We start from the raw sequence: 12,333 nt of genomic DNA, 5'->3' as shown, positions 1-12,333 counted from the left end.
TTCGTCACGGCACTGGCCACCCTAACTTTTATAACTCCCCTGCCAGACTAATAACACGTCAAAAACCAAAAATAGCACATTAAAATGTAATAGCCACCAATTCATCAGGCCTTTCTCACGCACCATTCCCAGAATTGCCAAGCCAATGCCAATAACGGGAATCAAACCTCCTTGTAACAACCGATAAATCGGCAAGTAGGCCCATTCTGATAGCAGGATTGGTCCCGTTAACTGACCCAATAAAATAAACAACAAAAATACCCCGATATTCAACAATGAGCAGGCAAACGCCGTCTCGGTAATGGTGCCCATCGCGAGGCGAAAGTGAAATTGAAATCGTAAAACCAGTGTCCCGATGATTCCAATCACCAAAATAATGCCAACCACTAACATACAGCCACGACTCCTTTTCTTGTCATTGTTACTGTACGCTAAAATCAACAATGCGCCTAGCGCAAAACTAGAAGCTTAATGATTTTTTAGCAACCCCGTAACGCGACTAACAACTAAATAAATTCGAGTAGTTCACCGTAGCTTTTATATGGCACGCTGTCCTAGTCATTAACCATCAAAAAAGAGCCGGCAACTTGCCCGCTCACCCATCTAACTCTTTGTCCCGGTTGGTACTGTTAGTACTTTGGCTTTTAGCCCCACGACTTTAATTGTAATCCGCTTATGAACTGGCATTTTAACATAGAATTGACCACTCTGCTTATTCGAAATAACCTGACGGACATGTTTCCCACTCTTTAAGGTGACAATGACACCGTGCTTGGTACGGCCACTGATTGTTGCAGAGGTAGCATTTTGATGGTAAACCACCTTTGACACAGTGAGCCGATGAATTCGTCGATGATAATCACCTTGCAAGCTGTATTCCGAACCAAATATTAACAAACAACCGGCCAAAATCATTAAGATTAGTGACCAGAACTGCTTCATGACGCCACCTCCAGACCAGCTCCCACAGCTGGCATTTAATAGTCTAAGCATACATGCAAATTAATCTAAAAAGCCAAAAAAGGTGCAAAGCTCATAATAGCCTGCACCAACGTCATTAAAATTCACTTTTGATTAACGATTTTGTTACATTAGAGTCTTAAGCGAAGCTAGCTAAACGTGACTGCCAGTTCGGAACGCTTGATTAATGCGATTAAATCATGCATTTTACGAATCGCAATATCGACCGACTCGCCATTTTCAAAGTAGCCAAGCTGATGTTGCTTATCAATTCGTACTAGCATTTGCGGGTTCACCAAGAAACTCTTATGAACCCGGAATAACTCTGGGTGGGCCACGGTTTCATCACTAATCTTACCATTGTATTGAACAATTCGATCTGTTAAATGGAGAACCAGCTTATTACGAACTGCTCCAGTCTCGATAAATAACACCTGATCTAATGGAACATTGAAGAGCTGACCACCCTTAGAGTAAGAAAACATGGCCTTGCTGGTGACTGCTTGCTTGGTATAACGTTCATAAGCAACCCGAATATCTGTCTCCACTTTGGCTTTGACCGTTTCTTGACCCAAATCTTTCACAATAAAGTCCAGTGGTTCGATTCGTCGTTCAAAGGTCAAAAAGGCCATTTCAGAATGGGTCGACACGAAGACAATCCGCGCATTAACATCCGCCTCGCGAATTCGAGTCGCCAGTGCTAGGCCATTTAAGTCTTGCCCAGGATATTCAATATCTAAAAAGTAGAGTCCCTCAAGATCGGAATTGGTCTCGACATAGTCCAACAACGTTTGTGCTTGTCCGGTTGCTAAGGTCAGTTCCATATCAAAATCATTAATCATAATATGATTCTTAATGATTTGCTTTAAGGTTGCTAATTGTTCAGGATCGTCTTCCACAACAAAGGTCTTTAACACGCTGCTCACTCACTTTCAATACTAATAATAAATTCGAATCGTTGATGGGAGCTCACTTCATAAGTCACGTTAGCTAATGGATCTAACAACTCACGAACGGTTGCTAACCCTTGCCCATGACCAGCACCTTTCGAAGTATGCCCAGCAACCATCAGCTCATCCAGGCGCTCAATCGGATGATTCAATGAATTGGCAAAAATCAACTCCACCATGCGGGGATACTTAACAAGTGCGACCGCAATCTGACCACCACTCTGACCCTTCACCGCTTCGATGGCATTGTCTAACAAGATGCCACTCACCCGTGATAACGTCACTGAATCAATTGCAATTGCCGCAATCGGGTCGTTGGCTTCCAAGCGTACTTGAATTCCAGCTTGGCGCGCAACGGAAAACTTACTCTGAATAATGGCTTTCAATGGTTTGTCCTTGATTTGTTCTAAATTGTCAAAGTGTCCAAAATCACGATTTAGACTTTGCTTAGACTTGGTCACAACTTGACGAAAATATTGTTGTAATTCAGGATCATCAGCTGTCTGAATATACTCACCCAAGGACAGTAAGATGTTTTGATAATCATGGCGAAACTTACGTAAATTTTGATAACTATTTTCCAAATTTTTGACATAAATATCATATTGTTGCCGTTCCAAAGCTTGCCGGTTATTTTGAACCCGCAATGTATAACTATAGAACAGGTAAAGAAACGTTCCGGCGTTGATCAGCAAGATAGCCACTAGAATCAACATTAGAATCCCCAAAAATCCTGAGCCAATATTATAATTATCCGCCGCAGTCGTGATGGTAAAAAACGCGACCGCAACTACAGCCAAAGCACTGACAATCACGTTCAACGTTAGCCCGTCTACAAATTGCCGCGGATAACGCTTCTTTAAGACCTTGAAACTAGCGGCGACTGCCAACATACAAGCTGTGACGTTTGTTTCACCGATGGCTTCAAATAGCCAGCCACTCCAGTCATTCAAACCCAGGTTGAATAAGTGAAAAATCGACTCCGTCGCATAATTGCCAAAGAAACTAAAAAGAATGTAGGCGAGTGTGGCCGTTAGACTCGTCACAATAAAGTACTTTTTGCGCCCTACAAACGCCAGTAACCCCATGTTCACAATGAACGTGATGATATCCGAATAGTCGTCATACAACATGTAGATCACAGTTAGAAGTACGGTCATAACCGCAACGGTCGCATAGACTCGCTTCTGTCGAAGCTCACGATTGATTAATATCTGCAGTAAAAAAACCAACATGACCGAGTACCAATGGTCAAAAGCTGCAATATACCAATAGACGTAAACGATAACTGCTCCCCTCCCCGCATGATGCTCAATACTACCATTGTAGCGAAATACGGCCAGTTTGTATATTTGTGCGATAAAAACTTAACAATCTTTACCAAATCGCTGACTGACCAACTAATACCCGTAACCGTCTCCAAAGCTTGCTATACACGCCTTTATTGTCTTAAAAGACACACATGATCGACGGTATAAAAAAAGCGACCCCCGTTCATTAACGGTGCCGCTCACAGATCATTATTAGTGAAAATCACCCGGCATAAAACTCTCGATAACCGCGGTTGTATTAAAGGTTTCAAAACTATGGAAACTGGCCTCATCAATTTCAGCGTAGCGAATGGCAATTTGTGGGCGCTTTGCAAGATCGAACATATCAACATAATTAAATTCAATATATTTCTTATGTTCACTATGAATAAAGCCAGCATAGCTGTCACCATGTTTTTTGATTCGACCAGATAGTTGAATCACTTGATCGTGGTGAAAAGCTTGCTTCAACAATGTTTTTAAGAGCGAATGTTTAGTCTTATTCTGCTTCTTCAGCAGCTTATTCATCAATCGTTCAGTGTTCCAAACATCATAATAGCCCCGTTGCTTAGCCAGCGCAATGATCGTCGCCATGCTCTTCAAATAATCAGTGTCACTAATTACGCGGGCTAACGATGCCTTACGAAAGACCACTAACCCATCTAGTTCACCATCGACATTAACGGCTTGGACCAGCACAAACTTCTCATCCTGCTGAATCACATAGCCAACACTAAATTGCTCATTGGTTCCCTTGGAATAGATTTCAACGAGGTTGGTATTCTTAATCGCTTTAGCTAAATCGTCGCGAATCGCACTCATGCGTGTTCCCCCATTCAGTAATTTGTAACAAATAATTTATTTCATACTACCACATTTTCAATTATCATGATACCACTTGTAAAAGTTGAACGCCAAATGGCAACTTTCATTTTCTAAATAAAATTTGTACTATAAAATAAACTTGTTAATAACCTCTGCTAACGCGTCATGGTTGTTATCAGCGACCGTCACGTACTTAGCTGCGGCCTTGACTGCATCGATACCATTGGCGACACTCACAGGCAATCCGACCGCCTTCAGCATGGGGAGATCATTGCTGTTATCGCCAGCTGCAATAATTTCATCCGCCGTAATTCCCAGTAGCTTTCCTAATTGAACCGCTGCGGTCCCCTTGTCAACGCCAGCCGGATTAAACTCAACGTAACGGTCGGACGAATAAGTGACGGCTAATTTGCTTGGATCAACAATAGCTTCAACGTCTGCGCGCATTTGCTTGCGGTCAGTCATCGTTGGCAAGGCCATAATAATCTTCATGACGTTCATCGTTTTGAATTGTTCAAAGTCCGGCGTCGTCATAGTTGTGAACGTCACGCCCCGGTTTTGTAGATAATCTGAATCACTTGGAACCGGATTGTAAATATATAACGTATCCTGCGTGTACACATGCGTCGCCGCCTGCTGATTCGCAATTCCCGCTTCAAACACCCCTTTAGCAACCTCATATGGCATGGCATTCACCGCCAATGGCCGATTATCCTTATTCTCTAAAATCAAACCACCATTATAAGAAATCGAATATTGATGTGGTTGGTCCCGCAACCCCATCGTCTCCAAATCGTTCTGAAACGAGGTATAACTACGACCAGAATTCGGCACAAAATAAACACCCTTAGCCGCCGCAGCTTGAATTGCCGCCGCATTCTTTTCTGACAACGTACCATCGTCATTCATCAGGGTCTCATCCAAGTCACAAACAATCATTTTATACATATTAAAGTTCCCTCTCATCCGCTTGACCATCTGAAACTTGGTCATTTTAGGTTTACTATTCCACTCTAGCGAAAGACGTGCGGAAATGCAACCGCTTTATTTTTGCGTTGAAATCTCAATGTTTATCCATACATACGCGCAGTTTTTAGCACAGCGTGCAATTATAGGTGCTACAGCCATTTGTGAAATTTAACTTAGTCGTTTGTTAAGACATTTCAAAAATGCGACCTGCTAAGAATCAATTTCTAAAACTGAAACAGTCAATTACTGTGCTCAATGACCCAACTTTCAAAAAACAATAGCTTTATATGATTACGAAAAGGTAATCGCAGTACCGATGTTTTAATTGGCAGTATTTCTTCAATATGTTGTTAAAGCCAGTACTTTTGATATTATTGATTGCTTATCATTCCCTACTGATTAGGCATCGTACATTGACAGGGTTTGCTGGGAACAGGTGCCGTGATATGGTGAGGTAAATTCAGTATCATAATTGCACCCACAACCAATATAATACCAACCAAGGCCTGAGGAACCAAGATTTGGTGCAAGAATAACATGCCAAAAAGTACGGAACTGATTGGTTCAAATAGTCCAGTCATAGTTGCCAGAAATCCGTCTATTAGCTTTAAACTTTCTAAATAAAGATCATACGCAACAACGGTGGCTAGAATAACAATGATAAGAACCGCTAAAAGCTGCGTTTTTGAAAATCTAACTAAATTTGGTAACGGTGTGTGAATCAACGCTATCACACCGCCAATAACTAGTGCCCATCCCAAAATATCCACTGCGGCAATTTGGTTTAACAATGGAACAGGTAGTTTGGTGTATAAGATAACCCCGATAGCCGCAATCAGGCCAAAAATAATTGCTTCCGGTTTTATTAATCCGGTCTTAAATCCGGATTCAACAATAAGCCAGATTCCCATCAATGCGCTTATTAAGCTCATTCCTGCTAATAAACTGGGAAGTCTTTTCGCTTTCAGCGCGGTAAATACAAGCAGAATAAACGGACTAGTGGACTGAAAGACAGTTGCAACTGCTGCATTACTGTAATTAATCGCAGAAAAAAAGGCAATTTGTGCCGTGCACAAGCCGGCGATGCCGTATATCATAATTCGTGTTAAAATTCGCCAATGTGTCCAAATCTTTTTCGTGCTTTTTCTAGCCTGCTTGAAAAACAAGTTACGATATAGCAACAACATTGCCCCACCGATTAACAGCCGTAACAATACAATCTGTTGCGGAGTCAGAACTTGCTCACTTAACAAAGGCTGTGCTAGTATTCCACCTAGCCCAAATAAAGCGGCACTAATAATACCGCACAGAGTTCCAACTAAACGCTTCATACAAAAGTTTCTCCTCTATAATAGTTCACCATTAGAAATAGCAACACTTTGATTGTGGTAGTCATCATTAAATAAGGCATTGGCTGCTGCCCTAGCAAACGTATCTCGATTAATTGCAAATTCAGACTCCGGTATCGCTCTAAATTCAGGACCGTGCGTAATAATTTTTGTTTCGGGTCCATTCTGAATTAGTCCTGGTCTAAAGATTGTAAAGGGAATACCACTATTTGCAAATAACAACGGTTTGTCTAACTGATCATGGGTATACTGAGGATGTTGCGTGCGAACAGCCGATAAATAGGGTAAATTACCAGACAAATATTCACCGTAAATACCGCCTGCCGAAATATCGACTATTCGTTTAATTGTTGCCTGTGTTTCCTTAATTGCACGTAACAATAACTTAACGTACGGACCAGTGCTCAGCCCACCAACGGAATCATAAATATAATCGACATCCTCGAGTGCCGCTACATAATCAGTATATTTCGCTGCATCTCCCAGAAAAATAACATGTTCTCGTTTCTGATAGGCCGGGACCTTTTTGCGATTACGAACAAATAATTTTAAAGTCATTTCTGGATAATCACGTTCCATTAATTTAATGAAGGCCTGGGCAGTTGGCGAAGTTGCACCAATAACTAAAACTGTATTCATCGTTCATCGGACTCCTTCTCCATTTGCTGATATGTTTTAATAAACCCGTTCATGAATGCGACCTGTTTCTTAAGTTCAGCCTGTTTTTTCTCTAATTCTTTCAGATGATGTTCAACAATCGCTTGACGCTTTTCCGCTGTTGCTTGCTTGCCTTGAACAACTAAATCAGTTAGTTGACGAATATCCTTCAACGGCATTTCGGAATCAATAAAAATCTTCAAATTTTTCATCCAAATCAGATTCTTTTCCGTAAAAACACGATACCCATTCTCAGATCGTCTTAGATTAGGAATTAGGCCCAGGCGATCATAGTAATGGACCTGAGAGACACTCATTCCAACTAATACTGAAATCTCTTGGGTTGTATATTTGGCGACTTCATCATCCAATTTTAGTTCCTCCTTTTTTCGCATGCGATTCATTATAAACTATCAACCATACTTCATAGCAAGCTTTTCCAATCAAATTGGACTTGGGTGAATAATACCCACAATAATAGCCGCCATTTTTGACGTCGGCCAAACGGTGCTTATAACTAAGATGCAACTAACGATCACATCAATATCATCTGGTTGCATTTCTTGTTAGAGTAGCTTACGACAGGGTGATAGAAAACAAATCATAACATTATGTGCTACCAAAGCACCGTGCTAAAATCAAATCAGTCAAAATACAAGTACGTGCTAATACTCGGCAAATAAGCCAGTTAAGGGGACACCATGAAAACAAAACCTGAAGCCTTAATGCGCGACTTATACAATTTAATCATCAACCCGGCGACGCGTGACTGGGAACGCCATTTACTAGTCCAGGCCAAGAATAATCGGCAACAGCTATCGCCGACTGGGCAACTAAAACAGCTCGAAGCTGATTTGCGACCATTAGCTATGCGGAATAACTTGACCCCGGATGTTATGGACTTTTATCTTGCCATCACTGGCAACGCACCCATGCCGACTAAAAACAATGTATCGGCTTACCCACCCCTTAGTTCGCCTTATGAAGAACGGGCAGTCTTTGCTGGTGGGTGCTTTTGGTGCATGGTTGAGCCCTTTGATCAGCGTCCCGGTATTAATAATGTGATTTCTGGTTATACCGGTGGTTCGTGGGCCCAACCGACCTATGAACAAGTTAGTGGTCAATATACGGGGCACGTTGAAGCCGTGGAAATCAGATACGATTCCCGTAAAATCTCGTATCAAAATCTTGTCGATATTTATTGGCAACTAATTGATCCGACCGACCGCTTTGGACAAATCAATGATCGCGGTAGCCAATACCGGCCAGTCATTTTTTATGCTAATCAACATCAATTGACCATTGCACAAGCATCCAAACAAGCGCTTGTGGACTCGCAACGTTATCAAAAACCAATTGTCGTGGCCATTGAGCCCTTACAGCAATTTTGGCCAGCAGAAAATTATCATCAGGATTTTTACCGCAAACAACCCCGGCGCTACCGACAACTGAAAAAAGCCCATGATCACTATCTAAATTGGTTGAAATTCAAAAACAAATTCTAGCTTGGCGGTTCAGTCACAACTGATGACTTTGCCTGCTTCTGGAATCAATTGGTCAAGCACTAATCGCTGTGCCATACTTAATTGTTATGGAGGCGCATAAACATGCGGCAAGAATCGCAATGGGCCCTAATCAGCTTGTGGCTGATTATATTAGGAAGTTTCATCCACATGGCTTAACAGTGATGCCGGTAATTGCTTATAATCTCCTGCAAAGACCGTTTGGTTGATCATTTCTGATATTGCTATTATTATCAATTGACCAAGTGTTTTATGACCACTTGATCAATCTCGTTAGTCATTCAATCATCAAACATTAATTTTAAAAAACAGGATATTGACCCGCCATACGAATGACGGCCGTCCATTGTCCTGTTTTTATTGCGGTATTTTGCAGCATGTCAGCTTTCAGTTTGACATAACGGTCTCAATCAGGACAAACCACAACTGCCTACTTCGATATGGTATATTATTACTGTCTACATCAGATTTGCCAATCTGTCTGAGTGCTATGGCCTTTTTCTAGCCACCTCACGCAAACACTAAAAACAACGAGGTTCTCACCATGCAAACAATTCAGTTAAGCAACATCTTTAAACAACAAGCACACCAAACGATTTTAAAAGATTTCACACTCACCATTCCAGCGCAAAGTAACATCGGCATTCAGATGAGCCACGTTGAGGCAACGACCCTCTTTAACCTATTACGCCAAACGACACCCCAAACTAGTGGCGTGATGACTGGCCTCACTCCCGCACGTATCCAAGCCATCTTTCATGATGACGGCTTTTATCCGCAATTAACAGTCTCGACTTATTTGAAGACCTTTCAACACATCAGCACCTTTGAGACGGACCTGGATGACATTTTGCAGTATTTCGCACTCAAAGACGTCGCCCATACTAAGATCAAGCACTTATCCTTTGATCAACAACAACGTCTGGCCTTACTGCGGGCATTCATCCTACAACCGGACTTGTTGCTAATTGAAAGTCCCCTGACCAACTTGACCAACGCTGGCATTGAGCTGTACTTAGCAGCCTTAGCCTATACTCGCGAACACGGCGTCACCGTACTGCTGACCTCCTACTCATTAGAAGAACTTGTCCTAACCAGTACGACTATCTTTCGTTATCGACCAAACCAGGGCCTCGAGTTGACTGATTTGGCGACCGAAAGCAGTTCCGATTCCGCACACACTTCAGAAGATACGCCTAGACCAATTTTTAAAATTGCAAGCAAGGTTGAAGATAAAACAGTCTTTTTCAGCCCTAACGAGATCGATTTTATTGAAAGTGTCAACGGGGTCAGTCAACTGAACGTCAGTGGCGAACAATTCACATCATCGCAAACAATGAGCGAATTAGAACAACAATTGACGACGCTCGGCTTCTTTCGCTGTCATCGTTCTTACTTGGTTAATTTACAACAAATCGCGGAACTAATCAGTTACTCCCGAAATAGTTACACGTTAATCTTGAAAAACAAAAGTAAACTGCCCCTCTCTCGCGGTAAACTCACTGATTTAAAAGCTTTGATCAATTTTTAGGACACCATTCAGCCTAAATAATGCCCCATTCGGCCCCAATATGCCCCATTACACCTTGATTTAATCACATTCGACGATTGCTCCAGTAAACTAGATTTTGTAGAAGCCACTACGCTTCCAAATCAAATTTAAAGGAGTCAGCGATCAACGATGACAATAAAAAATGCAATCGAAGTGATTAACATTGCCAAATCATTTCAAAATACGACCGCGCTGGACCAAGTTAGTTTTACCGTCCAACCAGGTGAAATTTTTGGCTTTTTAGGTCCCTCGGGATCGGGAAAAACAACCACCATTAAAATTCTAACCGGACAATTATTACCAACGAACGGTGAAGCCTACGTCCTGGGTCAGTCTGTCCAAGCATACGACGAACACCGCTATGAAAAAATCGGCATCGTCACGCATCAAAGTGGGCTTTACGACAAATTATCGGTATACCAAAACCTACTATTCTTCGCGAAAATGTTTGGTGTCCCGGTTGCACGTGTTGATAAGTTACTTGAACGAGTTGGTCTCAGTCAACATAAGAAAAAACTCGCTGGTAAGTTATCTCAAGGTATGCGTCAACGGCTAGTTCTGGCCCGAGCAATTCTTCACCAACCGCAAGTCTTGTTCCTCGATGAGCCAACCAGTGGTTTAGATCCCCGCACGACCCAAGCAATTCACGCACTGATTAGGGAATTACGCGACCAGGGTACAGCGATTCTGCTAACGACTCATGATATGCTGGAAGCCACTCGTCTCTGCAATCGTGTCGCCTTACTCAACGCTGGCCGCATCGCAGAATGTGCAGCCCCACAAGCATTGCAATTAAAATATAATCGCGACCAGCAGTATCGCGTCCACATTGCATCGGCAGCGCAAGATTTGTTACTCCCCGCATCTCCTGAGACGACCTATCAGATTAATCAGTGGATGCTTTCTGGGCAACTTGAGACGATTCACTCGTGCGAGCCGACCCTTGAAGATGTCTTTTTAACCGTAACTGGAAGGAGCCTAAAATGAGTTTATCAGTAACCAAAATAAAAGCCTTATTCGGTCTTAAATTAAGACTGATCATTTCAAATATGAGTCTAATGACTGCCCCAATCATGGCCATTTTGTACGTCGTTTTCATGAAGAGTATTATGCAAAGTAAAGCACCATCACACGTCGCCCTGATTTCCCTATTACTGGGAATGGGACTATGCTTTAATATCGTTATGGGTGGCATCATGATGACGAGTTATCCCTTAGCCGAAGAAAAAGAACACCATACGTTACGTGTCCTAATGACCTCTTCCATTACCGGGCCCGAATTTTTTATCGGTAGTTTATTGCCACCACTAGCTATTATGACTGTAACCAATTTGATACTGGTCCCCCTAAGCGGCGCCAGTTGGTCGCAAATTCACTTAGGAAACTTTTTATTGATTACTATTATCACTAGTTTAACGAGTCTCGTGCTCGGATACATTATTGGTCTGATTGCTAATAGTCAAACTCAAGCAGGCGTCTACAGTATTCCAATGATGCTGATTTTAAGCCTGATACCGAATTTCGAACAGTTCAATACCACCCTTAAAACCATTAGTAGCTATCTTTATACCAGCACGATTAATCACTATATTACCGCCTCATATGCCACTAATGGTTTTTCATGGACGCTTCGTGAGGTACTGACGCAACTCGGATGGCTCGTGATTACCTGTGGCATCTTCTTCTATGCCTACCGTCGTCACGGCCTTGATAATGACTAAAATTTAGGAGGTTTTCAATCATGTCAACTTTAAAAATCGGAACAACCGTCAAGTTACCAAAACCATATTTGGGAATTGTGGGAACGATCATTGCCTACTACGCAGCTAAAGATCAATACTTAGTTCGGTTTGGTGTTAGCCAACAACTCTACTTCAAACCAGATGAACTAATTGTCTGGAAATCTTAACTGCTTATCTCATACCAAGCCCCTTACTTTGAAATATCATGGTAAGGGGCTTCTTTTCCACGTTCGGACAATCCCGCAGCCGAATCGATGTTGGCTATGTTATAGCAATTGCCGCTCAGCCTAGAAGGTGTATGTAGGACGCACATTTACTGATGACCAGTAACCTAACTAACACATTTTTATCATAATTGATGACAGCTCAATTCATGCTATGTATACCCATAATATTTTTAAAATCATAACTTACCCTTAATTTTAAACCCCACTTGCACTCAAAATGGGGTTTAAACCCCACATGCTGTCTTGATGATGTGGTGCTATTTCTGAAA

General features: G+C 42.0%; 14 protein-coding genes. 5 read left to right on the top strand and 9 right to left on the bottom strand.

Annotated features, from left to right (window positions below; genetic code table 11):
* Positions 1 to 21: 21 nt before the first annotated feature.
* From MMY95_RS09040 to MMY95_RS09000, 9 genes are all read right to left on the bottom strand, one after another.
* Positions 22 to 393: a hypothetical protein gene (locus tag MMY95_RS09040; protein ID WP_053267604.1), complete on the bottom strand. Its 372-nt coding sequence runs from the start codon at positions 391 to 393 to the stop codon at positions 22 to 24.
* A gap of 210 nt (positions 394 to 603) precedes the next feature.
* Complete coding sequence (locus tag MMY95_RS09035; RefSeq protein WP_003644251.1) at positions 604 to 942, bottom strand: membrane protein; 339 nt, start codon at positions 940 to 942, stop codon at positions 604 to 606.
* A 167-nt stretch (positions 943 to 1,109) separates the two neighbouring features.
* A complete protein-coding gene (locus MMY95_RS16090) occupies positions 1,110 to 1,877 on the bottom strand; it encodes a response regulator transcription factor (RefSeq protein WP_003645252.1) in 768 nt (255 codons plus the stop codon).
* Between the two features lie 5 nt (positions 1,878 to 1,882).
* A complete protein-coding gene (locus MMY95_RS09025; protein ID WP_104795642.1) occupies positions 1,883 to 3,145 on the bottom strand; it encodes a GHKL domain-containing protein in 1,263 nt (420 codons plus the stop codon).
* Between the two features lie 288 nt (positions 3,146 to 3,433).
* A complete protein-coding gene (locus tag MMY95_RS09020) occupies positions 3,434 to 4,042 on the bottom strand; it encodes a hypothetical protein (RefSeq protein WP_003643156.1) in 609 nt (202 codons plus the stop codon).
* A gap of 129 nt (positions 4,043 to 4,171) precedes the next feature.
* On the bottom strand, positions 4,172 to 4,993 hold the full coding sequence (locus MMY95_RS09015; protein WP_003644247.1) for a Cof-type HAD-IIB family hydrolase: 822 nt from the start codon (positions 4,991 to 4,993) through the stop codon (positions 4,172 to 4,174).
* 413 nt (positions 4,994 to 5,406) lie between these two features.
* Complete coding sequence (locus MMY95_RS09010) at positions 5,407 to 6,345, bottom strand: DMT family transporter (RefSeq protein WP_003643158.1); 939 nt, start codon at positions 6,343 to 6,345, stop codon at positions 5,407 to 5,409.
* A 15-nt stretch (positions 6,346 to 6,360) separates the two neighbouring features.
* Positions 6,361 to 7,002 (bottom strand): NAD(P)-binding oxidoreductase, encoded by a 642-nt coding sequence (locus MMY95_RS09005; protein WP_003643159.1) that lies wholly within the window; start codon positions 7,000 to 7,002, stop codon positions 6,361 to 6,363.
* Positions 6,999 to 7,391, bottom strand: coding sequence for a MerR family transcriptional regulator (locus tag MMY95_RS09000; RefSeq protein ID WP_003644245.1), 393 nt, complete (start codon positions 7,389 to 7,391; stop codon positions 6,999 to 7,001). The genes MMY95_RS09005 and MMY95_RS09000 overlap by 4 nt, the downstream gene beginning before the upstream one ends.
* A gap of 330 nt (positions 7,392 to 7,721) precedes the next feature.
* Between MMY95_RS09000 and msrA the strand changes: the two genes are divergently transcribed.
* From msrA to MMY95_RS08975, 5 genes are all read left to right on the top strand, one after another.
* Positions 7,722 to 8,525: a peptide-methionine (S)-S-oxide reductase MsrA gene (msrA, locus tag MMY95_RS08995; protein WP_003643161.1), complete on the top strand. Its 804-nt coding sequence runs from the start codon at positions 7,722 to 7,724 to the stop codon at positions 8,523 to 8,525.
* Positions 8,526 to 9,087: 562 nt separating this feature from the next.
* Complete coding sequence (locus tag MMY95_RS08990) at positions 9,088 to 10,074, top strand: LytTR family transcriptional regulator DNA-binding domain-containing protein (protein WP_003643163.1); 987 nt, start codon at positions 9,088 to 9,090, stop codon at positions 10,072 to 10,074.
* A 150-nt stretch (positions 10,075 to 10,224) separates the two neighbouring features.
* A complete protein-coding gene (locus MMY95_RS08985) occupies positions 10,225 to 11,082 on the top strand; it encodes an ABC transporter ATP-binding protein (protein WP_003643164.1) in 858 nt (285 codons plus the stop codon).
* Complete coding sequence (locus MMY95_RS08980) at positions 11,079 to 11,816, top strand: ABC transporter permease (RefSeq protein WP_011101359.1); 738 nt, start codon at positions 11,079 to 11,081, stop codon at positions 11,814 to 11,816. Before MMY95_RS08985 ends, MMY95_RS08980 begins: the two co-directional genes overlap by 4 nt.
* 20 nt (positions 11,817 to 11,836) lie before the next feature.
* Positions 11,837 to 12,004 carry a hypothetical protein gene (locus tag MMY95_RS08975; RefSeq protein ID WP_003643166.1) on the top strand — a complete coding sequence of 56 codons (168 nt, stop codon included), beginning with the start codon at positions 11,837 to 11,839 and terminating at the stop codon, positions 12,002 to 12,004.
* Positions 12,005 to 12,333: the final 329 nt, after the last annotated feature.

This window comes from Lactiplantibacillus sp. ME-2, assembly GCF_022549155.1.
Lineage (GTDB): Bacteria > Bacillota > Bacilli > Lactobacillales > Lactobacillaceae > Lactiplantibacillus > Lactiplantibacillus plantarum.
This window is presented reverse-complemented; position numbering and strand designations above follow the sequence as displayed.